The sequence below is a fragment of the Bradyrhizobium sp. P3_C3 genome (assembly GCF_056402655.1).
Map to the genome: position 1 here is coordinate 25,410 of NZ_JBFUGY010000053.1, position 21,402 is coordinate 46,811.

Annotated in this window: 20 protein-coding genes and 1 pseudogene; 6 read left to right on the forward strand and 15 right to left on the reverse strand. The window is 65.1% G+C overall.

Annotated features, from left to right (window positions below):
- Positions 1 to 39: 39 nt before the first annotated feature.
- Entirely contained in the window at positions 40 to 1,017 is a 978-nt protein-coding gene (locus tag AC1DW2_RS37980; protein ID WP_166082967.1) for an ABC transporter substrate-binding protein, read from the reverse strand.
- Between the two features lie 11 nt (positions 1,018 to 1,028).
- Entirely contained in the window at positions 1,029 to 2,066 is a 1,038-nt protein-coding gene (gene hemH, locus AC1DW2_RS37985) for a ferrochelatase (RefSeq protein WP_166082951.1), read from the reverse strand.
- An 82-nt stretch (positions 2,067 to 2,148) separates the two neighbouring features.
- Between hemH and AC1DW2_RS37990 the strand changes: the two genes are divergently transcribed.
- Positions 2,149 to 2,547 (forward strand): MAPEG family protein, encoded by a 399-nt coding sequence (locus AC1DW2_RS37990; protein ID WP_063985710.1) that lies wholly within the window; start codon positions 2,149 to 2,151, stop codon positions 2,545 to 2,547.
- A 175-nt stretch (positions 2,548 to 2,722) separates the two neighbouring features.
- Here the strand turns inward: AC1DW2_RS37990 and AC1DW2_RS37995 are convergent, their stop codons facing one another.
- Genes AC1DW2_RS37995 through AC1DW2_RS38005 form a run of 3 tightly spaced genes read right to left on the reverse strand, consistent with a single transcriptional unit; the run spans position 2,723 to position 6,569 of the window.
- Positions 2,723 to 3,853, reverse strand: coding sequence for a nickel/cobalt transporter (locus AC1DW2_RS37995; protein ID WP_175618013.1), 1,131 nt, complete (start codon positions 3,851 to 3,853; stop codon positions 2,723 to 2,725).
- Positions 3,850 to 4,488 (reverse strand): DUF1007 family protein, encoded by a 639-nt coding sequence (locus AC1DW2_RS38000; protein WP_477008556.1) that lies wholly within the window; start codon positions 4,486 to 4,488, stop codon positions 3,850 to 3,852. The genes AC1DW2_RS37995 and AC1DW2_RS38000 overlap by 4 nt, the downstream gene beginning before the upstream one ends.
- Positions 4,488 to 6,569, reverse strand: coding sequence for a M3 family metallopeptidase (locus AC1DW2_RS38005; RefSeq protein ID WP_477008557.1), 2,082 nt, complete (start codon positions 6,567 to 6,569; stop codon positions 4,488 to 4,490). The genes AC1DW2_RS38000 and AC1DW2_RS38005 overlap by 1 nt, the downstream gene beginning before the upstream one ends.
- A 137-nt stretch (positions 6,570 to 6,706) precedes the next feature.
- Between AC1DW2_RS38005 and AC1DW2_RS38010 the strand changes: the two genes are divergently transcribed.
- From AC1DW2_RS38010 to AC1DW2_RS38030, 5 genes are all read left to right on the forward strand, one after another.
- A complete protein-coding gene (locus AC1DW2_RS38010; protein WP_041954176.1) occupies positions 6,707 to 6,961 on the forward strand; it encodes a hypothetical protein in 255 nt (84 codons plus the stop codon).
- Positions 6,962 to 7,635: 674 nt separating this feature from the next.
- Positions 7,636 to 8,778, forward strand: coding sequence for a type III PLP-dependent enzyme (locus AC1DW2_RS38015; RefSeq protein ID WP_166082870.1), 1,143 nt, complete (start codon positions 7,636 to 7,638; stop codon positions 8,776 to 8,778).
- 145 nt (positions 8,779 to 8,923) lie between these two features.
- A complete protein-coding gene (locus AC1DW2_RS38020) occupies positions 8,924 to 9,511 on the forward strand; it encodes a GNAT family N-acetyltransferase (RefSeq protein ID WP_477008558.1) in 588 nt (195 codons plus the stop codon).
- A 135-nt stretch (positions 9,512 to 9,646) separates the two neighbouring features.
- A complete protein-coding gene (locus AC1DW2_RS38025) occupies positions 9,647 to 10,036 on the forward strand; it encodes a RidA family protein (RefSeq protein ID WP_085398473.1) in 390 nt (129 codons plus the stop codon).
- A gap of 48 nt (positions 10,037 to 10,084) precedes the next feature.
- The gene (locus AC1DW2_RS38030) at positions 10,085 to 11,527 is read left to right on the forward strand and encodes a homospermidine synthase (protein WP_477008559.1); all 1,443 of its coding nucleotides are present in this window, start codon (positions 10,085 to 10,087) and stop codon (positions 11,525 to 11,527) included.
- Between the two features lie 78 nt (positions 11,528 to 11,605).
- On the opposite strand, the gene AC1DW2_RS38035 is transcribed toward AC1DW2_RS38030, so the two are convergent.
- The 10 genes and pseudogenes from AC1DW2_RS38035 to AC1DW2_RS38080 all read right to left on the reverse strand — a co-directional run.
- Entirely contained in the window at positions 11,606 to 12,346 is a 741-nt protein-coding gene (locus AC1DW2_RS38035) for an acetoacetate decarboxylase (RefSeq protein WP_354114560.1), read from the reverse strand.
- 94 nt (positions 12,347 to 12,440) lie between these two features.
- Positions 12,441 to 12,773: a hypothetical protein gene (locus tag AC1DW2_RS38040; protein WP_477008560.1), complete on the reverse strand. Its 333-nt coding sequence runs from the start codon at positions 12,771 to 12,773 to the stop codon at positions 12,441 to 12,443.
- Between the two features lie 101 nt (positions 12,774 to 12,874).
- Positions 12,875 to 13,591: an MgtC/SapB family protein gene (locus tag AC1DW2_RS38045; RefSeq protein ID WP_063985720.1), complete on the reverse strand. Its 717-nt coding sequence runs from the start codon at positions 13,589 to 13,591 to the stop codon at positions 12,875 to 12,877.
- Between the two features lie 108 nt (positions 13,592 to 13,699).
- Entirely contained in the window at positions 13,700 to 13,966 is a 267-nt protein-coding gene (locus tag AC1DW2_RS38050; RefSeq protein ID WP_477008561.1) for a hypothetical protein, read from the reverse strand.
- Positions 13,914 to 17,201: a beta strand repeat-containing protein gene (locus AC1DW2_RS38055; RefSeq protein ID WP_477008562.1), complete on the reverse strand. Its 3,288-nt coding sequence runs from the start codon at positions 17,199 to 17,201 to the stop codon at positions 13,914 to 13,916. Before AC1DW2_RS38055 ends, AC1DW2_RS38050 begins: the two co-directional genes overlap by 53 nt.
- Before the next feature lie 211 nt (positions 17,202 to 17,412).
- Positions 17,413 to 18,432 (reverse strand): WD40 repeat domain-containing protein, encoded by a 1,020-nt coding sequence (locus AC1DW2_RS38060; protein WP_477008565.1) that lies wholly within the window; start codon positions 18,430 to 18,432, stop codon positions 17,413 to 17,415.
- Complete coding sequence (locus tag AC1DW2_RS38065; protein WP_354176638.1) at positions 18,432 to 19,475, reverse strand: CobW family GTP-binding protein; 1,044 nt, start codon at positions 19,473 to 19,475, stop codon at positions 18,432 to 18,434. Before AC1DW2_RS38065 ends, AC1DW2_RS38060 begins: the two co-directional genes overlap by 1 nt.
- A gap of 54 nt (positions 19,476 to 19,529) precedes the next feature.
- Positions 19,530 to 20,393 carry a metal ABC transporter substrate-binding protein gene (locus AC1DW2_RS38070; RefSeq protein WP_477008563.1) on the reverse strand — a complete coding sequence of 288 codons (864 nt, stop codon included), beginning with the start codon at positions 20,391 to 20,393 and terminating at the stop codon, positions 19,530 to 19,532.
- Between the two features lie 2 nt (positions 20,394 to 20,395).
- Entirely contained in the window at positions 20,396 to 21,265 is an 870-nt protein-coding gene (locus AC1DW2_RS38075) for a metal ABC transporter permease (protein WP_063985726.1), read from the reverse strand.
- Between the two features lie 6 nt (positions 21,266 to 21,271).
- Positions 21,272 to 21,402 (reverse strand): annotated as a pseudogene (locus AC1DW2_RS38080) (ABC transporter); the annotation flags it as partial.

The window sequence follows — 21,402 nt, forward strand, 5'->3', positions numbered from 1 at the left end:
GAATTCCGGAATCACCAGTCGAAGGTAGCACCGGCGCCCCTATTCAACCACGGTGTTGGCGAGCGCAAGCAGCGAGGGCGACATGGTCAGCCCCAGCGCCCTCGCCGTCTTCAGGTTGATCGCGAGCTCGAATTTGGTGGGGTTCTGGACCGGCAGGTCGGCTGCCTGCGCGCCCTTCAGGATGCGATCGATGTAGTTGGCGGCGCGGCGAAGCTGCTCGGCGCTGTCGGTGCTGTAGGACATCAGCCCGCCCTCGTCGACGAAGGTGCGGCTCCAGAACACCGCCGGCACGCGGGCTTCACCGATTGCAGCCAGGAGCTGGGCGCGATTGGCCATGGTGAAGAAGTCAGGCAGCACCAGCAGGCCGCCGTCCTTCCGCGAAGCCAGCGCGGCGATCGAGCCGGAGTCATGGACCGGCGCCGCCTCGACCGTCACGTGAAGTGTCCGCGCGGCTTCCTCGATCGTGCGCAGCATCAGGGGCGCGAACGGCGCGGTGGCTGGATTGTAGACGACGAAGACGCGGGACACTTTTGGCGTGACCTGCGTCAGCATCTCCAGCCATTTGCCGGCGAGCGGGCCGTCGTAATCGGTGAAGCCGGTGATGTTGCCGCCGGGATGAGCGAGGTTTTTGACAAAGCCCTGGCTGACGGGATCGGTGACGACGGCGAACACGATCGGAATCGCCGTGGTGCGCTGGCGTAGCTCCTCGACCGAGGGCGTGCCGACCGCGAGCAGGATGTCCGGCTTGAGCGCCACGAGTTCGTCGGCGAGGCGCGCGATGCGTGCCCGATCGCCGGCGCCGCTGCGCCAATCGATCCTGAGGTTGTCGTGCTCCTTCCAGCCATGGGCGGCGAGCGTCTCGACCAGGATCGTGCTGCGGGCCTGCCCGATCGCGTCATCGGCGGCCGTGACCGAGAGCACGCCGAGCCGCCGCGTCGCGTTCGGCTGCTGCGCCAGCACCGAGGCCGGCAGCGCGGCAATCGTCCCAAGAAGCGCCAAAGTCTGGCGGCGGTTCATGGGACACGCCATCAGATCCAGCCCTGAAGCTCGCGCAGCACCAGGGTGCGGATCACGTCCATGCCGGGATCGCTGTCGTTGAGGCAGGGGATCGCGGAAAACTGCTCGCCGCCACTATGCTTGAAGATCTCGGCATTCTCCTGCGCRATCTCCTCCAGCGTCTCCAGGCAGTCGGCGGCGAAGCCCGGCGTCACCACCGCGATGCGGCGCACGCCTTCCTTGGCCAGGCGCTCCATGGTCTTGTCGGTGTAGGGCTGGAGCCACTCGTCATTGCCGAAGCGCGACTGGAAGGTCAGCAGCAGTTTCGTCTCGTCCATGCCGAGCCGGCGGCGCAGCGCATCCGTCGTGGCGACGCAGTGGGACTGATAGGGATCGCCCTTGTCGACATAGGATTTCGGCATGCCGTGGAAGGATGCCACGATCAGCCCCGGCGTGAACGGCAGCGTCGCCAGATGCGTCTCGATCGAGATCGCGAGCGCCTCGATATAGGCCTCGTCCTCGTAATAAGGCGGCGTCACCCGCAGCGTCGGCTGGTTCCGCAAGCGGGCGAGCACGCGGAACACTTCGTCGCAGACCGTCGCCGAGGTCGAGGCGGAATATTGCGGATAGAGCGGCACGGCGAGGATGCGGTCGCACCCCTTCGCGATCAGCGCATCGATGCCCGACTTGATCGAGGGATTGCCGTAGCGCATCGCCCAGTCCACGACGACGTGGTCGCTGTCAGACAGTGCGGCCGCAAGCTTGTCGGCTTGCGAGCGCGTGATGGTCTTCAGCGGCGACTCGTTCCGCTCATTGTTCCAGATCTTCTGATAGTCCAGCGCCTTGGTGCGGGGACGGCTGCGCAGGATGATGCCGTTGAGCACGAACTGCCAGACCAGCCCCTGGTCCTCGATGACGCGGGCGTCCGAGAGGAATTCCTTGAGATAGACCCGCACGCCGGGCGCATCGGCCGTATCGGGCGTGCCGAGATTGACCAGGAGCACGCCGACGCGCCGCAGGCCGGACCGGACGGCGGGCTTTTGCGCTGCGATGGGGGCAATTGTCGTCATGATCAGTTGCGTCGCGCGTTGCTCCGAACTTGTCAAGATGAGGTCGATTTCGCTAGGGTCGCGCCCAAGCGGGGAGGGGCTGATGACACTCGCGGAATTCTGCGTATTGGGAGCGCTGCTGCTTTATCTGGCGACGATCGTCTCGATCAAATGGACGCGGTTTCGCATCTTCGACAATTCCCGGCCGCGCGACCCCGCCTTCTTCGAGGATGCGCTGGCGCAGCGCGCGCTTGGTGCCCACCAGAACGGCATCGAGACCTTTCCGTTCTTCGCCTTCGCGGTGCTGCTTGCCGAATTCCGGGATTCGCCGCAGCGGCTGATCGACGAGCTCGCCGTGCTCTTCCTGATCGTGCGGATCGCCTACGTGCTGACCTATCTCGGCAACCGCCCGACGCTGCGCTCCATCCTCTGGAGCATCGGTTTTGCGATCAATCTCGGGATCTTCTTCATGCCGGCGCTGAAGCGGTTTTTGCCGGTGTGATCTTTCTTCCTTCTCCCCTTGTGGGAGAAGGTGGCGCGCATAGCGCGACGGATGAGGGGTATCTCTCCGCACGATTCAATCGTGAGAGGTTTGCTCGCGGAGAGATACCCCTCACCCGTCTCGCCGCTACGCGGCGAGCCACCCTCCCCCACAAGGGGGGAGGGAAAGAGCAACCTTAAAAACACGTCGTCCGTTCGGCGGCGATGTAGCCGAACAGCAGGCCCGCGCCGAACAGCAGTACGAGGCCGGCGGCGCCGAATTCGATGCCGCGCATGAACAGCGCGCCGCCGCCGTCGCGCCCGGCGCTGAGGCGGGCGGCGATGTCCTTGGCGGAGACGGCGACGACGGCGATGGCCGCGACCGTAATGGCGGTGCCGAGCCCCATCAGCAAGGTCGCGGCGATGCCGGCCCAGAACAGGCCCTGCGCGAGCGCGAACACCAGTACCAGGATCGCACCCGAGCAGGGCCGAATGCCGACGGTCAGGATCGCAGCGAACCCGCGCCGCCAGCCGCCGGGGCCGGCGAGCTCGCTCGGCGTCGGACCGTGGGAATGGCCGCAATGCTCGTCATGGACGTGGTCATGCGCATGGTGGTGATGGGCGTGGGCGTGACCATGGTCGTGATGATGGTGATCATGACCGTGATCGTGGTCATGATGGTCATGGGCATCATGGTGATGGCCGTGATCATGATGGTCGTGCGGCACGCCGGCGATCGCCGGCACCGGCTGGACCGCCTGCAGCGCGCGGATGAAGGTGCGGCCCTTGACCCAGACCAGCCGCAGGCCGAACAGCGCGATCAGGCCATAGCTCGCGATCTCGATTGCGCCCTCCGCCTTGCACATGGTCTTGGCGGTCGCGTTCAGCACCCAGGCCGAGATGCCGACGATCAGGATCGCCACCAGCGACTGCATCAGCGCCGAGGCAAACGACAGCGCGATGCCGCGCCGCGCGGTCTCGCGGTTGGCGACGAGATAGGAGGCGATCACCGCCTTGCCGTGGCCGGGGCCGGCAGCGTGGAAGATGCCATAGGCAAAGGAGATGAAGAGCAGCGTCCACACCGCCGAGCCGTCGGACTTGGCGGCGCGGATGGTCGCCGACATCTGGCGATAGAACTCCGACTGCTTTGCCAACAGCCAGCCAATGACGCCGCTGGCCTCGGGCTCCGCGGCCTGCGCCGGGCGTGGTGCACCGAACGGATTTTGCGCGAGGAGATCGTGAAGCGCGGCGTCCGCCACACCCAGCACGACGACAGCCGCAGCGCAGGCAAGCAGCCCGCGTGCGAACGGGGAGAGTTGCGGCTTCAAGGGCAATCCACCGTGATCTTGTTGGCGAACATCATGCCGAAATTCGAGTTCTCACCGTTCAGGAAGGTCTGCTCGTTGAGCTTCTGCGCGGCGGCGGAGCCGTCGCTGGGCMGATCGAGCTTCATCTGGCAGCCGGCGGGCGCGCCGACCAGCTTGACCGGATTGTCCTTGGCCATCTGGAAGTCGATGAAATAGGAGCGGTCGAACACTTCGAGCACCAGCTGCTTGGGCTTGACCGGGTTCTTCAGCGGCAGCGTGAAGTGCAGGGTCAGCACGGTATCCTTGTAGTCGAGGAAGTAGTCGACCGGCTCGTTAAAACGCTCCTTCTTGCCGTCGCCTCGCGCGAAGGTGAAGTAGGCGTATTCCTTCAGCGACTCGACATTGGTCTGCGCCAGCGGCCCGAGCTCCTCGCGCGTATAGGCGCCCTTGGTCTTGCTCTCGAGCCCCTGCAGGGCATAGGCCGAGAACATGTCATCAAAGGTCCAGGCGTGGCGGACGCCGGTGATCGAGCCGTCGGCGGCGTAGAGCAGCTCGCTGGTCGCGGTGATCCAGACATGCGGATGCGCCCGCGCCGCGCCGGCTGCGAACGTCATCGCAGCGGCGAGCAACAGGCCGAACAGGGCACGCATGCCCATCAGGCTGCCTTTGCGCCATCGAGCAGGCCGCGCCGGCGGAGCAGCGCGTCGGGCTCCGGCGGGCGGCCGCGGAAGGCTTCATAGGCGGCCTCGGGATCGACCGATCCACCCGAGGAGTAGATGTCGTCGTGCAGGCGCTTTGCCACTGCAGGATCGAAGATGTCGCCGGCCTCCTCGAAGGCGCCGAAGGCGTCGGCGTCCATCACCTCCGACCACATGTAGCTGTAGTAACCGGAGGCATAATGGTCGCCGGAGAAGATGTGGCCGAACTGGGTGGGGCGGTGGCGCAGCGAGATCTCCTCGGGCATGCCGATCTTCTCCAGCTCCTTCTTCTCGAAGGCGCGGACATCCTGCGCGGCGGAAGCCGGCTGGGTGTGGAATTCGAGATCGACCAGCGCCGAGGAGACGAACTCGACCGTGGCAAAGCCCTGGTTGAACTTTCGTGCGGCGAGGAAGCGCTGGAGCAGATCGTCCGGCAGCGGCTCGCCGGTCTGGTAGTGGCGGGCGAACTGCTGCAGCACCTCGGGCCGCTCCTGCCAGTGCTCGTAGAGCTGGGACGGCAGCTCGACGAAGTCGGTGAACACCGCGGTGCCCGAGAGTGACGGATAGGTCACATTGGAGAGCATGCCGTGCAGGCCGTGGCCGAACTCATGGAACAGGGTCCGGGCATCGTCGGGCGACAGCAGCGAGGGCTCGCCGTTCGCGCCCTTGGCGAAGTTGCAGACATTGATGACGAGCGGCGCGATCTCGCCGTCGAGCTTCTGCTGGTCGCGCAGCGAGGTCATCCAGGCGCCGGAGCGCTTCGACGGCCGGGCATAGTAGTCGCCGTAGAACAGCGCCTTGTGCTTGCCGTCCGGCCCCTTTACCTCCCAGACCCTTACATCCGGGTGCCAGGCCGGCACGTCCTTGCGCTCCTCGAAGGTGATGCCGAACAGGCGGGTGGCGCAGTCGAAGGCGGCGGCGATCATGTGATCGAGCGTAAGATACGGCTTGATCGCGGCGTCGTCGAAATTGGCGCGCTGGAGGCGGAGTTTTTCGGCATAGAAGCGCCAGTCCCAGGGCGCGAGCTTGAAATTGCCGCCCTCTTCCGTGATCAGCGCCTGCATCTCGTCGCGGTCGGAGAGCGCACGCGCACGCGCCGGCTTCCAGACCCGCTCCAGCAGGCCGCGCACCGCATCCGGCGTCTTGGCCATGGAATCCTCGAGCCGGTAGGCGGCGAAGGTCGGATAGCCCAGAAGCTTGGCGCTCTCCTCGCGCAGTTGCAGGATCTCGACGATGGTGCCGTTGTTGTCGTTGGCATTGCCGTTGTCGCCGCGCGCCGTGAAGGCCTTGTAGACCTTCTCGCGCAGGTCGCGGCGGGCCGAGCTCTTCAGGAACGGCTCGGTCGAGGAGCGCGACAGCGTGACGATGGCCTTGCCGTCCATGCCGCGCTCTTCCGCCGCAGCCTTGGCGGCTGCGACGAAGCTCTCCGGCAGGCCCTCGCGGTCGGCCTCCCCCAACTCCATGAACCACTCCTGCTCGTCGCCAAGCAGGTGGTGGCTGAAGCCGGTGCCGAGTTGGGCGAGCTTCTCGTTGATCTCCGCCATCCGCGCCTTCGCCTCTTCGGAGAGGCCGGCACCGGAACGGTGGAACCGGGTGTAGGTGCGCTCCAGCAGCCGGAGCTGCTCGGGCGAAAGACCAAGAGCGGCGCGGTTCTCGTGCAGATGGGCGATGCGACCAAACAGCACGGCGTTCATCATGATCGGATTCCAGTGCCGCGCCATCCGCAAGGAGACCTCCTTGTCGATCTCCAGGATGGCCGGGTTGGAATGCGCCGAGACGAGGTCGTAGAAGACCGCCGCGACCTTGGTGAGGAGCTTGCCGGAGCGCTCCAGCGCCGTGATGGTGTTGGCGAAGTCGGCGGCCGCCGGATCGTTGGTGATCGCCGCGATCTCCGCGGAGTGATCGGCGAAGGCCTGCTCGAAGGCCGGCAGAAAGTGCTCGGGCTTGAGCTCGTCGAAGGGCGGGGTCGCAAACGGCGTCACCCAGGCCTTCAGCAGCGGGTTGGTCTCGGGGTCCGTGGTTTGGCGGGGGTCTGACATCGCAAGTCCCGGTTTTTGTGGCTCGATTGTTGGGGTCAGCTATAGCACGCGATGGGGCTTTTTTGGGCCATTTGCCCTTGCTCCCGGCCGCCTTTTCGGGGAGATTGCGGCCCTCGAAGCCACGGACCCCAGAGCTCATGAACGCGCCTGCCTCCTCTTCCCGTCAGATCGTCTGGCCAAGCGTCATCACTGTCGTCAGCGCGGCCATACTGATCGGCGCCGAAGTATTCGGCGCCGCGTTCGCCGGCGGCTGGGCGCTCGCGATCCTGTTCGGGCTCGGCGATCAGGGCACGCACATCCTCCAGGCTGTGCTGTTCGCGCTCGGCGTGCTCGTGATGACCGCGTTCATCCGCGCGGCTCAGCGCGTCGAGCCGTTCACGAAGCGCCGCTGACGCTTCCTCGCGCGCGCAAGACGCGCGCACGGCTGAGAAAACTTAACGCGCGTTCATCTTCCGCGTCGYTCGCGCAACACTGCGCAAGCAGATGTTAGGCAATTCTGTCCTCAGCCTAAAAAAATTCTTGCGAAGCTGAGTCAAAACGCTTATGTGCGCTCTTGCCCAATTTCGCACGTGCCTGTGGTCGTGTGTCAGTCGGTAGGTATCCGGACAAGAGGCCGGACAGCCGCCAAGGGGTGAAGAAGCCGAGGGGCTCTTCGGAAGTGCGGAAGTCGCGAGACCGAAAGGTCGGACGAGGAAGCAAACCCGGAGCGTCCAGCATCTCTCTCAAAGAGATGCCTAGTCGAAGGTGACTTCACTTTTTGCAACCGTGACTGGCAGCCGGAGGCGAACCGGCGCACCCCGCTCTCAACGGGGGACGCGACTTAAAGCAACGACGGATCGGGCTTTTTTGGTCTCTACCGGCAGTCCAACGCCGGCGCGGGCTACTGAAAAGGCTTGTCCTTCATTGCCAGGTGTGCGGGCGGGAAATTCCCAACCAATCCACGGCAGCACAGTCTGATGTGAGTCTTTGGCTCGTCACGCCTCCATCGCGTGATCTGGCCGGRGCGCTCTTATCCGACGACATTTTTTGAACGGATCCCCGTCGCTGGGCCGTTTGGGAGAGTGCTATGACCGAACGTATTCAGGAATTCCTGCGCAACCGCCGCAGCGAGGGCCGGGACACCGAGCCTTGCCTCGTGGTCGACCTCGAGGTCGTGCGCGACAACTACCAGACCTTTGCCAAGGCGCTGCCCGACAGCCGCGTGTTCTATGCCGTCAAGGCGAACCCGGCGCCGGAAGTGCTCTCGCTGCTGGCGTCCATGGGCTCCTGCTTCGACACCGCGACGGTCGCCGAGATCGAAATGGCGCTGGCCGCGGGTGCGACGCCCGACCGCATCTCCTTCGGCAACACGATCAAGAAGGAGCGCGACATCGCGCGCGCCTTCGCGCTCGGCATCCGGCTGTTCGCGGTCGACTGCGTTCCTGAGGTCGAGAAGGTCGCCCGTGCCGCTCCCGGCGCGAAGGTGTTCTGCCGCATCCTCTATGACTGCGCCGGCGCCGAATGGCCGCTGTCGCGCAAGTTCGGCTGCGACCCGGAAATGGCTGTCGACGTGCTCGACGTTGCCAAGCGCCTGGGCCTGGAGCCGTGCGGCATCTCCTTCCATGTCGGCTCGCAGCAGCGCAAGGTGAAGGCGTGGGACCGTGCGCTGGCGATGGCCTCGCAGGTGTTCCGCGACTGCGCCGAGCGCGGCATCAACCTCTCCATGGTCAACATGGGCGGCGGCTTCCCGACCAAGTACCTGAAGGACGTGCCGCCGGTGGTCACCTACGGCCGCTCGATCTTCCGCGCGCTGCGCAAGCACTTCGGCAACCAGATTCCGGAGACCATCATCGAGCCGGGTCGTGGCATGGTGGGCAATGCCGGCATCATCGAATCCGAAGTCGTGCTCATCTCGAAGAAGAGCGACGATGACGAGGTACGCTGGGTCTATCTCGACATCGGCAAGTTCGGCGGTCTCGCCGAGACCATGGACGAGTCGATCCGTTACGCCATCCGCACCCCGCATGACGGTGCGGACATGACGCCGTGCGTGCTCGCAGGCCCGACCTGCGACAGCGCCGACGTGCTGTACGAGAAGAGCCCGTATCCGCTCCCCGTCACGCTCGAGATCGGCGACAAGCTGCTGATCGAAGGCACCGGGGCCTATACGTCGACCTACTCGGCGGTGGCGTTCAACGGCATCCCGCCGCTGAAGACGTACCACATCTGATTTGCCGCATCTGATCCGCCTCTCGTTTTGAGGCCTGACGAACCCGGGAGCCGGTCCGCCCGCTCCCTTCCTGACATTGCCATTCTGACGACGTCTTGAGCCGGCGTGCTTCTCGCACGCGGGTCCAAGCGGGGACTGACGCGCCATGACTGCTTTTCGGAAGCCACAAGTCGCCCTCACTTCGAAAGCCGCTCCGTTCGCGATCCGTGCGGAACGTGCTGCCGACGTCGCCGCCCGTGAAGCGCTGCTGGATGCCTGCTTTGGCGAGAACCGCCATGACCGCACCTGCCAGCGCCTGCGCGACGGACGTGCACCTGCCGCAGGCCTTGCCCTGTCGGCTGTGCGCGAGGGGACACTCGTGGGAACCGTGCGGCTGTGGCACGTCAGCGCCGGAGGCAGGCCCGCTTTGGTCCTCGGACCGCTGGCGGTGGACCCTGCCTTCCGCGAGCTCGGGATCGGCGCCGCGCTGATGCAACAAGCGCTGGCCRCCGCCCGGGCACGGGGGCATGCCGCCGTGATCCTGCTCGGCGATGCCCCCTATTACGCCCGCTTCGGCTTCTCGCCCGAGAAGACCGGCGCATTGATGCTGCCCGGCCCGTTCGAGCGCGATCGCCTGCTGGCGATCGAATTCCAGGCCGGTGCGCTGGATGGCGTTGAGGGGATGATCGTCCCGACCGGCGCGGCCCTGCCCAAACGGAGGGTAGTTCGCGCCCTCCAGGCGCACGCGGCCTAAGGGATTGCCATGATGGCGACGACTTAAGCCGCATTCCGCGGCGACGCCCGCGCGTGCCCATTCCTTTGGGGTTGCGCGGGCCTGAGAAACGCCCTTTAACCCGCCAAACACCCCCTTCAGTCGAGGCCCACGACCATGTCCCGTCGCCTGATCTCCACCGGCTCTCCCCTCGAGAAGACCGTCGGCTACAGCCGCGCCGTGATCGACGGCGAGTTCGCCTTTGTCGCCGGAACCACCGGCTATGACTACACGACGATGACGATGCCGGCCGATGTCACGAGCCAGTCACGCAACTGCTTCAAGACCATCGAAGCCGCCCTGAAGGAGGGCGGATTCGAGATGGCCGATATCGTCCGTGCGACCTACTACGTCACCGACGCCAGCTACATCGATGCCCACTTCGCCGTCTGCGGCGAGGTTCTCGGCGACATCAGGCCGGCTGCGACACTGCTTGTCGTCAGCGCGCTCGCCAAGCCCGAGATGAAGGTCGAGATCGAAGTCACCGCCAAGCGCCGCAGCGCCTGATCCACCCCCCACCCTTTGTCTGCCAGCACGTTCCGGAGAAACCATCCCATGAGCCACCCCTCGCAGATCTACGCGAAGATCACTGGTCCCATCGTCATGGTCGGCTTCGGCTCCATCGGCAAAGGCACGCTGCCGATGATCGAGCGGCATCTCGACTACGACAAGTCGCGCGTCACCGTGATCGATCCCAAGGACGAGGGCCGCAAGGCGCATTGCGAGAAGCAGAACGTCCGCTTCATCCAGAAGGCCGTGACCCGGGACAATTACCGGGAGTTGCTGACCCCGCTGCTCACCGAAGGCGGCGGCCAGGGTTTTTGCGTCAATCTCTCGGTCGATACCGGCTCCACCGACATCATGGAGCTCTGCAACGAGCTCGGCGCGCTCTACATCGATACCGTCAACGAGCCCTGGCTCGGTTTCTATTTCGATTCCTCGAAGGGTCCGGAAGCGCGCTCCAACTACGCCCTTCGCGAAGCGACGCTGGCCGCCAAGAAGGCGCGCCCGGCGGGCTCGACGACGGCCGTTTCCTGCTGTGGCGCCAATCCCGGCATGGTCTCCTTTTTCGTCAAGCAGGCGCTGCTCAATGTCGCCGCGGATCTGAAGCTCAATGCCCCCAAGCCGAAGACCAAGGCCGAGTGGGCCGATTTGATGCGGCAGGCCGGCATCAAGGGCATCCACATCGCCGAACGCGACACCCAGCGCTCCAAGTCGCCGAAAGAGCCTGACGTCTTCGTCAACACCTGGTCGGTGGAAGGTTTCCTGTCGGAAGGCGTGCAGCCGTCCGAACTCGGCTGGGGCACCCACGAGAAATGGATGCCCGAGAATGCGCGGACCCACGAAGCCGGCTGCGGCGCAGCCATCTATCTGATGCAGCCCGGCGCCAACACGCGCGTGCGCACCTGGTGCCCGACCCGCGGCGCGCAGTACGGCTTCCTCGTCACCCACAACGAGTCGATCTCGATCTCCGATTACTTCACGGTGCGTGACGCATCGGGCACGGCGGTCTACCGGCCGACCTGCCACTACGCCTACCATCCGGCCGACGATGCCGTGCTGTCGCTGCACGAAATGTTCGGGCGTGCCGCGAAGATGCAGGAAAAGCACCACATCCTCGATGAGAACGAAATCGTCGACGGCATCGACGAGCTCGGCGTGCTGCTGTTCGGCCACGACAACAATGCCTACTGGTACGGCTCGCAGCTCTCCATCGAAGAGACCCGCCAACTCGCGCCCTATCAGAACGCCACCGGCCTGCAGGTGACCTCCGCCGTGCTCGGCGGCATGGTGTGGGCGCTGGAGAACCCGAACGAAGGCATCGTCGAAGCCGACGAGATGGATTTCGATCGTCTGCTGGAGATCCAGCTGCCGTATCTCGGCCCGGTGAAGGGTTTCTACACCGACTGGACGCCGCTGACGGATCGTCCGGGACTGTTCCCGGAAGACATCGACACGAGCGATCCCTGGCAGTTCCGGAATGTCCTGGTGCGTTGATCGCGCACCACGCCTGATCGATCATGATGCCCGGCCTCGCGCCGGGCATCTCGTTTCGCGACCTATCATTTGGCCAAGTTACTTCGCCAAGTAATCGAACGCCACGCTGCCGAGCCCGAGCGTCAGGTCCGCTTTGAAATGCAGCGCCGAGACCACCTCGCGCACCGGCAGGCGGGCGACGTCGCAGAGTGCGTGGGGAAACAGGCCGAGCGCGGCAGGGCCGGTCCAAGCTTCCTTCAGCACGACATCATCGAGATGAAACCGCACCAGCTCGCAGATCCGCGGGCTGCCGTCGACATGCGGGATGATCTTCAGGATGAAGTTCGGCGCCGCCATCGATTTCAGCACCATGTCGTGGTCGACCTTGCGGTGCTTGTAACCCATCGTGGCCGAGGCGCAGAGGACCGAGCCGTAATGCAGCGAACCGACCAGGACGTCGCTCTCGATCGCGATCTTGGGCCTAGCGAGCTTCTTCGGAAAGCCCCACAGCTCGCGGCCGCCGGCGATCGGGGCCTCGTCGTCCAGATACATCGCGTGGGTGTAGCCGCCCTCCTCGCCCTTGAAGCGGACCGGGATCACCTGCCCGGTTTCGGTGTAGTCGCCGAATCCGGTCGAGTCGGGCATGCGAATGAATTCGTATTTCACCACCGGCTCCGCTACCTCGAGCGGCTCGGGCACGATGGCGGCGAGGGCTTCGGGATCGGTCCTGTAGGTGATGATGAAATATTCGCGGTCGAAGAAGCGATATGGCCCCGGCGGGAATGCCGGGTTGGTGAGCGGCATCGAATAAGCGGTGCGGCGGACGTCTTCGATCTTCATGGGAGGCCCCATCTGTCGTTGGCGCGACAGATTATGGAACGGGCCGGTTGCCGAGGCGAGATCAAATGCGCGTCACAATACGCCGGCCGCCGGGCTACTTCTCCTTGATCGGCGGCGCGATCTTCTCCGCGGGCGCCGCCGGCAGTGCCGGCTTGGTCGCCGCGTCCTGAGTCTGCGGGTCGGGGCGCGCGGGCTCGGGGGCCGGCGTGGTCGGCCGGTCGCCGCCGGGCTTGGCTTCCGCGGGCGTCTTGTCCTGATCGCCGGATGGCGTGCCTTGGAGCGGTTGCGTCGCCTGCGCCGTCTGCGTCCGGCTCTCGGCCCGGATCTGCGCCAGCGAGAGGCCTGACACCACGACGCCTGCTGCGAACAGCGAGCAGGCGATCATCAGGTCGCGTTTCAGTCTGCGCTTGCCATTTGGGCCGGGCATGTCGATCACCGCCTTTATCCGCGGGATCAACGAACTTGCCCGACTGCGGTTCCGTGCCGGACGAGGCGGGAACCGTGCCTTCGCACGCCAAAACGCCGCGCTCAGTCTGAGGTGTTAACCTCCCAGGTGGCGTGGCGCACGCCCGGCAGGTGCTGGAGATCGGTCGCCACCGCGTTCAGCTCGTTCGGATCGACCGCGGTCGCGACCAGCTTTGCGACAATCTCGATCAGGTCATCCCCAGTCTCAACCACGTCGATATCGGCCACCGGATATTTCGCGGCCTCCAGCTTGTCGACGAGCCGGTCGCGCATGTCGGGCAGGGCGTCGGCCGCGACGGCCAGCTTGAAATAGTAGGTCGCCTCCGAGGTCTTCTCGTTCAGCGGAATGCGGTTGATGGCGTTGACCAGTGGGCGCAGCATGGTGTTGCCGGCGATGACGAACACGGTCAGCGCGGCCGCCTGTGCGACCATGTCGGCGCCGGCGCAGGAGCCGACCGCGGCCGAAGCCCACAGCGTCGCCGCGGTGTTGAGCCCGCGCACGTCCATGCCCTGCTTCATGATGACGCCGGCGCCGAGGAAGCCGATGCCTGAGACGACATAGGAGATCACGCGGACCGCGCCGTCGGCGCCGGTCAGGTGCATGGCGAGATCGACGAAGGCGGCGGCACCGACCGCGACCAGCACGTTGGTGCGCAGGCCCGCGGTGCGCTGGCGGTACTGCCGCTCGGCGCCGATCAGCGTGCCCAGCACGAAGGCCGTGAACAGGCTGACCAGCGTGTCCGCGAAGTCAGCAATCTGGAAGGTCGTCAAAAACCGCATGGTCCCTCGCACGGGTTGGCAAACGATCTATGCGAGAGTGCCGACGAGGTCAATTTGAACGGGCACCGGCTGTGGAAGCCTATGCCCGGTCGTCTTGTTTTCTCCGCTTTAGTGGGCGGCCGCGAGCAACGTCTGCTGGGGCGGCGTATAGCTCAGCACTGTGCCGCCATTGCCGTCCGCCGAGAGCGCGAAGGACGAGGCCGAGTATTGCGCCAGCAGCGCCCAGGAGTAGCTCTGGCCGCCGTCGGTCGTGACCGTCAGATTGTTCGCGCTGTCGACATCGACGCTGCTGATCACCGTGTTGCGGAAGTCGATGGTGTCGTCAGCGCCGAAATTGGCGATCGCGCCAGACAGGCCCGTCGGCGCGTCGAGCACCAGCGCTGCGCCGTTCGAGCCGCCGAAATCGACGTTCTGGAGCAGGCCGCCGGCGTAGACATGCTCGCTGCCGCCGTCGAGATGCGTATTCGCAGCCATGCCGGTTGCGGCGACATCCTGCTCGCCGCCGCCGCTGACGGTGGCGCCGGTCACCGTGCCCGCCACGAACTGGTAGCCGCCGCTGATCGTCGACACTGCCGTCGGTGGCGCCGGAGTCCACATACTGGAAGCCGCCGGTCTCGATGGTCGTGGCGGTGGTTGCGCCGCCCGAACCGACATATTGCCGCCCGCCGGCATTGATGGTGGTGCCGGTGGCATGGCCGTCCGTGAGCACCTGCTGCTCACCGTCGAGCACGGTGTTGGTGACTGTCCCCTGGGAAACGTCCTGATAGCCGCCCGCCGCAACGGTCGTGCCATCCGCACTGCCGCCCTGATAGACATGCTGGATGCCGCCGCTCTCGACAAGAACCGCGATAGACGTCCCGTAGTCGTACTGAACGCCGCCTGCGCCAACGGTCGCGCTCGTCGTTGACCCGACGATGTACTGCCGGCCACCAGCGATGGTCGCACCGCTGTCGGTGGCGCCGGCGTCGACATACTGGAAGCCGCCGATCGCGATGGTCGTATTGGTGGTCGCGCCACCGGAGCCGACATATTGCCGGCCACCGGCATTGATGACGGTGCCGGCAGCCTGGCCACCGGCAAGCACCTGCTGATTGCCGGCGAGCACGGTGTTGGTGGCCGTCCCCTGGTAGACGTCCTGATAGCCGCCCGCAGCAACGGTGGTGCCGCTGGCACTGCCGCCCTGATAGACGTGTTGGGAGCCGCCGCTCTGGACCATTGCGCCGGTCGCTGTGCCGTAATCGTATTGATTGCCACCCGAGCCGATCGTGGCATTCGCGCTGCTGCCCGTCACATATTGCGTACCGAAGACAGTCGCATCGTGGTCGGCGCCGGCCGTGCTTTGGGTGCCAAGAGCCTCGATGACGGTGCCGTAGGTGCTGCCGTTGACGTAGATGTTCTGGAGTCCGCCCGACTTGATCGTGGTGTGGATCGCCGTGTTGCCGACCGTTTGCGTGCCATAAAGCACCGTGTCCTTGGCGGTCCCCTGGAAGCTCACGAGCTGAGTGGCGCCAGCCTGCACCAGGGTCCCGGTCGCCGTGCCGTATTCGAGCCCTTGGCTCCCACCATTGTATATCGTTGCCCCGGTCGAGGTCCCGCGGACGATTTCGCCCGCGCCAGAGAGAACGATCGCGCCGGTCTCCGCGGCGTTGGAATCCACGGTGAAGAAACTGTCGACAACCACCGCGTTGGCGAGCTGCGTGCTGGAGACCAGCGTATAGTTGCCCCTGATGAGCGTATAGGTCGGCGAGGCGCCGACATTGCCTGCGGCATCCGAGAATCTAGCCACGATCGTCGTCAATCCGTATGGCACGACCTGGCTATTGAACTGCCACGATCCGGTCGCGCTGGAGACGATCACGTCGGTCCCTCCGATCGAGACGGTCACCTGCGCCGGCACGTCGGTCGTCCCCTGCAGGGTGACCTTCGGGTTTGACACCGACGAGTCGGCCGACAAATTGATGCCCGTGATCCCGAGCGATGCGGTCGCATCGACCGTGAAGGTGAACGCCGGGCCGACGCTGCTGTTGCCGTGGGAGTCGGTCGCAGCCGCGACATAGCTGTAAGTGGTGCCGTCCTGCAGGCCGGACACGCCGAGGCTCCACGTGCCGTTCTGGCCGACCGTGGCCGTGCCGACGACTGCGTGAGTCATGGCGTCGGTGACCGAGATGGTGTCGCCGGCATTGCCGGTGCCGGCCAACGTCGTCGCCCCACCATGGAAATGCGCCGCGTTGATGTAATTGTTGCCGTCGGCGCCGAGGGTGACGTCCCCGTCGGTGATGGTCAGAGCCGGCGACGTCCGTACGATCGTGTACGCCGGTCCCGTCTCGCTGGATGAACCGGTCAGCAGGATATCGGTGCCCGAACTTTGAGTGAAAGGATTGGTGCCGAATTGATATCCGACCAGAACGTCGGCCTTGCCGTCGCCGTTCAGGTCACCGGCGCCGATCTGCCCGGCGGTCTTGTCGAGCGGCGAGATCCTCACTTGCCCGAACGTGCCGTCGCCGTGACCGAAGAAGGTCGAGAGCGTGTTGTTGGTTCCGACGACCACGAGATCAGCCACGCCATCGCCGTTGATGTCGGCGACCGCGCCGGATCCGATCGTACCCGCCGCCTGAAGAGTCGTCCCGGACGAGGTGAAAGTGCCGTCGCCGTTGCCGAGCAGGATCGAGATTGTGGCGCTGCTGACGGCCGCCATGTCGAGCTTGCCGTCACCGTTGAAATCGCCGGTGAGGACAGATGTCGCCGTCCCGACCGGGGACGACGGAGCCTGGAACGTGCCGTCACCATTGCCGAAGCTCAGCGCTATTGCCAGATTGGTCGAATTCCTCGTCACGAGGTCGAGCTTGCCGTCTCTATTGAAGTCGCCATAGGCGATGGAGCCGACGCCGAGATTCGTGGTGATGGCAGTCCCAAACGTACCGTTGCCATTTCCTGGCAGGACCGTGCTGCCGACGACGATGTCGAGCACGCCATCGCCGGTCACGTCGATCACTTTAGGTGTTTGATAGACGCCGCTGCCGGCGGAATAGCTCGTGTTGGCCCCGAACGTGCCGTTACCGTTGCCGAGACGAACAGTCACGGTACCGTCGAGGGTGACCTGTGCGATGTCCAGCTTGCCGTCGCCATTCAGATCGGCAAGCGCCAGCAAGGGCAATAGGCCTGGGCTCGAGGTGTTCGAGGCTGAGGAGAAGTGACCGGTGCCGTCGTTCAGCGCCACGCTGACGTAGCTCGGGTTGACGTTGACGTCGCCGATCGCGAAGGACGTCGGGCTGTTTACGGTCAGCTTCGATTCGGATTGGTACGGTCCGACATAGTAACCATTGGTATCGTGGACGTTGCTTCCCGTGAACTGGAGCGCCACCGAGCCGGAGCCGAATCCGGTATTCACCGTGACCGTATAGCTCGAAAGATTGCTGCCGGCGACCGGTGTCACGTCGGTGATGCCCGCGCCGCCGATGCTGCCACTCGTTGCAAGGCTGAACTGATCAATCGTGACGCCAAGAACAGGCTTCGAGAACGTGACGGTGTAGTGCACCGTTCCGGCGTCGGTCTGGGTCGGATCGGTCGCTGTGATGCTGGTGATGGTCGGAAGATCGGGGATGACGGGCATCTGAATTCCCTGCGGTGGCGCGTGTTGATGCGAGGATTCGAAATGCACACTGGCCCCGGACAAACCGGCGCCAGGCACATTCGATCGCGCGGCAGCAATTCGAAATTGCACGCCGTGCTCTCTACATCTGCGACCCTACAGAGGCTGCTTGTCGGTTATGTTACACGATAACAAAAATAACATAACAGGGAGAGGCTGTGGATAGTCGGCCTCATAGCTCCAGTAGACCGCCGTCCCCATTTTCGTCGGCGAAGGCCAGCAGCGTGCCCTTGGCGTTCCAGGCAATCGCGGCGACCGGAGGCGTGCCATTGCGGCGAACGAGGATCTCGGCGCCGTCCTCGAGCCGCACCATCAGCACGGTGCCATCGCTGTAGCCGGCGGCGAGGATGTCGTTCTTCGGATGGCAGGCGACCACGGACACGCGCGCCTGCAGCGGCGCGAGCATCGCGGGCTCCTTGCCCATCGGGCCGTCCTTGCTGCCGAACGGCCAGATGATGACTGTGTCGGCACCCGAAGTCGCCAACCCTTTGCCGCCCGCGCTCCATGACATCGAGCGGACGCGGCCGGGATAGCCGGTCATGCGCATGTGCCTGTTGTCGGCGAGCCGCCAGCCGTGCAGCGCCGCCTCGTGCATCGTGGTGACCAGGAACTTGTTGTCGGGGCTGAAGGTGACGCCGAGATGCGAGCCGGCCCAGGGCAGGAATTCGGCTGAGCCTTCCATGTTTGGAAACCACAGCGTCGCGCCGTTGTAATGGGCGATCGCGAGCCGCAGGCCCTTCGGCGCGAAGGCGAGACCGCCGACGGTCGAGGGCACCTCGAGCGACTTCTCCTCGGTCTTGCCGCTCTTGACGGTGGCCGTCTTGCCGGCCGACCAGGCATAGGCCCCGTCGGGATGCAGCGCCACCGCGTCGATCCAGCGCCGCTTGGGGTCGGTCGCGAGCAGCGTCACCTCACCCTTGGCGTCGAGCGACACGACCTTGCCGTCGTCGCCGCCCATGATGAGGCGCTTGCCGTCGGAGGCGGTCGACAGAATGCCGCTACTATGCACGGCGACCGTCGTGATCTCGCCCTTGGCGTCGACGAACGCGACATTCTCCTCGCCGCCGACGAAGGTGGCGCGGGGCCCAAGGAAATACACCGAGGTCACGCCCATGCCGAGCGTAACAGGCTTGACGCGATCGGTGACGGAGACGATCGAGGCGGAATCGGGGGCCGGCGTAAACTCTTTCATCACGAGACGATGCAGCTCTCAAAACCCTCGCGAATGGCCTTTTCCGGCAATTCGCGACCGATGAAGACGAGGCGGCTCTCGCGCGGCTCGCCGTCCTTCCACTTCCGCTGGTGGTTGCCCTCCAGCATCATGTGGACGCCCTGGAAGACATAGCGGTCATCATCGTCGTGGAAGGCGAGGATACCCTTGGAGCGCAGGATCTTGCCGCCCTCGACCTGCACCAGGTTCTGGAGCCAGGGCATGAACACGTTCGGATCGAGCGGCTTGTCGGTCTTGAGCGACAGCGATTGCATGTCCTCGTCGTGATAGTGCTTCAGGCCGTGGCCGTGATCATGGTGGTGATGGTCATGGCCATGATGGTGATGATCATGGTCGTGGTCATGATCATCGGCCTCCAGGAAATCCGGCTCGATGTCGAGGATGCGGTCGAGGTCGAAGGCGCCGCGGTCGAGCACATCCGCCAGGGCGACCGAGCAGCGCTCGGTGCGATGCAGCTTGGCATAGGGGTTGATGGCGCGGATACGGGCCTCGACCTCGGCAAGCTCGGGCTTGGTGACGAGATCGGTCTTGTTCAGCACGATCACGTCGGCGAACGCGATCTGGTTCTTGGCTTCGGGCGCGTCCTTGAGCCGGTCGGACAGCCATTTGGCGTCGGCAACCGTGACGACGGCATCGAGCCGCGCGTTCTTCTGCACGTCCTCGTCGACGAAGAAGGTCTGGGCCACGGGCGCGGGATCGGCAAGGCCGGTTGTCTCGACGATGATGGCGTCGAACTTGCCCTTGCGCTTCATCAGGCCGTCCATGATGCGCACGAGGTCGCCGCGCACGGTGCAGCAGATGCAGCCGTTGTTCATCTCGAACACTTCCTCATCGGCGCCGATGATGAGGTCGTTGTCGATGCCGATCTCGCCGAATTCGTTGACGATGACGGCGTATTTCTTGCCGTGATTTTCCGACAGGATGCGGTTCAGCAGCGTGGTCTTGCCGGCGCCGAGATAGCCGGTCAGCACGGTCACGGGAATTTTTGGGGACGCTTCAGACATAGCAACTCCGGGTCGGGCTTTTCCGCGCGACGCACGGCGGGGTGGCCCCCTGCCCTAGTGGTCAAGCGCGCTGGTCAGGGCCTTTATATTGTGCCTGACCATATCAATGTAAGTGGGTGCAAGCCCCTTTTCGCCGGTCAAACCGTCCGAAATCAGGGTCCCGCCGACCTTGGCCCCGGTCTCGGCCGCGATCCGCCGGATCAGGCGGTCATCACTGATGTTTTCCAGGAACACGGCCGGGATCTTTTGGGCCTTGATCTGGCCGATGATGGCGGCGATGTCCCGCGCGCTGGGCTCGGTCTCCGTGGAGACCCCCAAGGGGGCCACGAACTGGACACCATATTCGGCGGCGAAATAGCCGAAGGCGTCGTGGGTGGAGATCACCTTGCGCCGCTCCGGCGGGATTTTCGCCACGGCCTCCCGCACCTCGCGGTCGAGCGCTTCGAGCGTGTCCAGATAGGCCTTTGCCCGGGCGCGGAAGAACTCGGTGTCGTCAGGGTCGGCCGCGGCCAGCGCATTGGCGATGTCGCTCACGTAGATCCTGGCGTTGGGGACGGACTGCCAGGCGTGCGGATCCGCGGCCGAGCCGAGCTTCAGCGGTGCGATGCCGGCACTCACGGTGACCACCTGCGCCTTGCTTCCTGCGGACTGCACCAGACGGGGCAGCCAGCCTTCGAGGCCGAGCCCGTTGACGATGACGAGCTTTGCATCCGCAATCCGCTTCGCATCGCTTGGCGCGGGCGTGTAGACGTGGACGTCGCTGTCGGGGCCGACCAGCGTCGTGACGTCGACCCGATCGCCGCCAACGTTCCGGACGAAATCGCCGAGGATCGAGAAGCTCGCGACGACATTGAGCCGCTCGGCCGCATGCAGCGGCGAGGCGATCAGCAGGAGCACACAAAGCAGGAGACGCCGCATCGTCACGCTTCCAGATGCCGGCCGGGAAACATCTGCCGGACGATGCCGCCGACGCGGCCGAACAGGACGGAGACAATATACAGCACGGTCGCCACGAGGATGATCGCAGGGCCCGACGGCACGCGGGTCTGGAACGACAGCACAAGGCCCGCATAGCCCGAGACCGCGGCAGCGACGACCGCGATGCAGATCATGACAGTGAGATCGCGCGACCAGAACCGGGCAATGCCCGCCGGCAGGATCATCAGACCCACCGCGAGCAGCGTGCCGAGCGCCTGAAAGCCGTTGACGAGGTTGATCACGACGAGCGCGAGGAAGGCGAGATGCGCGGGACCGCCGGCGCGGCTGACGGTGCGCAGGAACAGGGGATCGACGCTCTCGATCACTAGCGGGCGATAGATCACGGCGAGCACCAGCAGCGTCACCGTGGCGTTGAAGGCCACCACCAGCAGCGTCTGGTCGTCCATCGCGAGGATGTTGCCGAACAGCACGTGCAGGAGGTCGATATTGGTGCCCTTGATCGAGACGATGGTGACGCCCAGCGCCAGCGAGGCCAGATAGAAGGTCGCAAGCGAGGCGTCCTCCTTCAGCCCGGTCGAACGCGCGACCACGCCGGCCAGGATCGCGACGGCAAATCCTGCAACCAGGCCGCCGGCGGTCATCGCGAACAAATTGAGGCCGGAGAGCAGGAAGCCGACGGCAGCGCCGGGCAGGATCGCATGCGCCATGGCATCGCCGACGAGGCTCATCCGCCGCAGCATCAGAAACACGCCGATCGGTGCGCCCGCCAGCGACAGCGCGATCACGGCGGCGAGCGCGCGCCGCATGAACTCGAATTCGGTGAAYGGGCCGATCAGCGCGTCATAGATCATCTGCGATCACGCCGCCCGCGAGCGTCCGTCCTCGGCGCAAGCCGTGGCACTATCGTCAAAAGCCTCGCACATCCGCATCGCGACCAGCAGGTTTTCCGGCGTCAGCACCTCCGCCGTCGGCCCCCAGGCCACGGGAC

Bases quoted from the DNA above. Each gene is read 5' to 3' on its own strand.
- AC1DW2_RS37980 (WP_166082967.1), bottom strand. From the start codon at position 1,017: ATGAACCGCCGCCAGACTTTGGCGCTTCTTGGGACGATTGCCGCGCTG.
- AC1DW2_RS37990 (WP_063985710.1), top strand. From the start codon at position 2,149: ATGACACTCGCGGAATTCTGCGTATTGGGAGCGCTGCTGCTTTATCTG.
- AC1DW2_RS38005 (WP_477008557.1), bottom strand. From the start codon at position 6,569: ATGTCAGACCCCCGCCAAACCACGGACCCCGAGACCAACCCGCTGCTG.
- AC1DW2_RS38010 (WP_041954176.1), top strand. From the start codon at position 6,707: ATGAACGCGCCTGCCTCCTCTTCCCGTCAGATCGTCTGGCCAAGCGTC.
- AC1DW2_RS38015 (WP_166082870.1), top strand. From the start codon at position 7,636: ATGACCGAACGTATTCAGGAATTCCTGCGCAACCGCCGCAGCGAGGGC.
- AC1DW2_RS38025 (WP_085398473.1), top strand. From the start codon at position 9,647: ATGTCCCGTCGCCTGATCTCCACCGGCTCTCCCCTCGAGAAGACCGTC.
- AC1DW2_RS38030 (WP_477008559.1), top strand. From the start codon at position 10,085: ATGAGCCACCCCTCGCAGATCTACGCGAAGATCACTGGTCCCATCGTC.
- AC1DW2_RS38035 (WP_354114560.1), bottom strand. From the start codon at position 12,346: ATGAAGATCGAAGACGTCCGCCGCACCGCTTATTCGATGCCGCTCACC.
- AC1DW2_RS38040 (WP_477008560.1), bottom strand. From the start codon at position 12,773: ATGCCCGGCCCAAATGGCAAGCGCAGACTGAAACGCGACCTGATGATC.
- AC1DW2_RS38045 (WP_063985720.1), bottom strand. From the start codon at position 13,591: ATGCGGTTTTTGACGACCTTCCAGATTGCTGACTTCGCGGACACGCTG.
- AC1DW2_RS38055 (WP_477008562.1), bottom strand. From the start codon at position 17,201: ATGCCCGTCATCCCCGATCTTCCGACCATCACCAGCATCACAGCGACC.
- AC1DW2_RS38060 (WP_477008565.1), bottom strand. From the start codon at position 18,432: ATGAAAGAGTTTACGCCGGCCCCCGATTCCGCCTCGATCGTCTCCGTC.
- AC1DW2_RS38065 (WP_354176638.1), bottom strand. From the start codon at position 19,475: ATGTCTGAAGCGTCCCCAAAAATTCCCGTGACCGTGCTGACCGGCTAT.
- AC1DW2_RS38070 (WP_477008563.1), bottom strand. From the start codon at position 20,393: ATGCGGCGTCTCCTGCTTTGTGTGCTCCTGCTGATCGCCTCGCCGCTG.